The organism is Halobacillus sp. BBL2006, assembly GCF_000786645.1.
Lineage (GTDB): Bacteria > Bacillota > Bacilli > Bacillales > Halobacillaceae > Halobacillus.
In genome coordinates, this window is the sequence record NZ_JRNX01000935.1 from 1 (window position 1) to 1,305 (window position 1,305).

Genomic DNA, 1,305 nt, shown 5'->3' on the forward strand with positions numbered 1-1,305 from the left:
TTCGGTTATGGCTGGGAAAGCTTCTGTCAACCTTTCGCTCTGGAAGGTGACGCCTGTTCTTGGAATCGTTATTATTTTGACCTTAGTTGTAAGCATGGCTTCAGGAAATTACGGTTTTGAACCAGTGGTCGCATTTGATGCGCTTTTTGGTCATTCGAATGAATTTATTAAAAACTATATACTGAACTTGCGATTGCCACGTGCATTGGTCGCGTTATTCAGTGGTGCTGTGTTAGCTGTGAGTGGGTTGATTTTTCAAGGTGTGCTCAGGAACCCGCTTGCGGATCCGTCCGTGATTGGGATTACTTCTGGAGCGGGAGTAGGGGCGTTGACGACGATGTTCGTATTCAGCTTGTCCGCCTTTTGGATTCCTGTTGGAGCGATGATTGGCGCGCTCATCTTTTTCCTTATTGTGATGGTGCTTGGTGCGAAAGCTGAATTCCAGCCGACCGTACTTGCTTTGTTGGGAATCGGAATCTCTGCTTTCGGTTCCTCCTTTATTCAAATCCTTGTTGTCCAGTCCGATCTTGGTGTGGCTTCGGCATTGACGTGGTTATCAGGAACCACTTATGCCAAAGGTTGGGCAGAGCTGTTACAATATCTGATCTGGCCAGTTATTCTGTTTATCCCGCTGCTCATTTTCTATATCAAAACACTGGATGTACTTTCTTTGGGAGATGACACGGCAAAAGGGCTCGGTCTCCGCGTCCGTTCCGTTCGTTTCCAAATGGCTTTAATCGCCACACTGCTTGCAGCCTGCAGCGTTGCTGCGGTTGGATCGATTGGCTTTGTCGGCTTGATCGCGCCGCATTCAGCCCGACTTTTGGTAGGAAATGCCAACCAAAAACTGCTGCCTGTAACGATGCTAGTAGGCGGATTGTTATTAGTGATAGCTGACTTATTCAGTCGTACATTATTAGCGCCGAATGAAATTCCGTCCGGTATTCTTGTTGCGCTCATTGGGGCTCCTTATTTCTTATGGTTGATGAAAAAGAGGGCGGCATAATCGAAAAATAACGCTTATCGCATGTGGTAGAATTCAATACAGCTAATAAAGAACAGTTGCGCGACTAATCTTTTTCGTGCAACTGCTTTTCTGTAGGCGTTTCAGGGTAAATATGTGTGTAATGGATATAGGGATTGAAGTTTTCTGTTTATATCGATGCTAAGCGCATATTTCCTTATTACAAAGGGAATTGGAAGATTAGGTTGGTACAAGTGTGGTCGTATCTTCATTCAGGTGTTCAGTATTATTAAATTAGAGGTGTTTATGTGAGAAAGACAAGTAGATGGTTCATGGCGGGT

Annotated in this window: 1 protein-coding gene; it reads left to right on the top strand. The window is 45.0% G+C overall.

Annotated features, from left to right (window positions below; all coding sequences use genetic code 11):
* Positions 1-1,006: iron ABC transporter permease (locus LD39_RS21200; RefSeq protein ID WP_035553643.1), on the top strand; the 1,006-nt coding region annotated here is incomplete at its 5' end.
* Positions 1,007-1,305 lie beyond the last annotated feature (299 nt).